A 204-nucleotide genomic window follows, 5' to 3' on the forward strand; every position below is an offset into this window, starting at 1 on the left:
CCAGCGTGCCTTCTCCCGAAGTTACGGCACCATTTTGCCTAGTTCCTTCACCCGAGTTCTCTCAAGCGCCTTGGTATTCTCTACCTGACCACCTGTGTCGGTTTGGGGTACGATTTAATGTTACCTGGAGCTTAGAGGCTTTTCCTGGAAGCAGGGCATCAACTACTTCTGCACCGTAGTGCATCGTCATCACGCCTCAGGGTT

1 rRNA gene is annotated in these 204 nt (G+C 52.5%); it reads right to left on the reverse strand.

What is annotated here, in order from left to right:
• Positions 1–204 (reverse strand): 23S ribosomal RNA (locus C9411_RS25445); the annotation flags it as partial.

The organism is Serratia sp. Nf2, assembly GCF_003028435.1.
In the GTDB taxonomy this organism is placed as follows: Bacteria; Pseudomonadota; Gammaproteobacteria; order Enterobacterales; family Enterobacteriaceae; genus Serratia; species Serratia marcescens_L.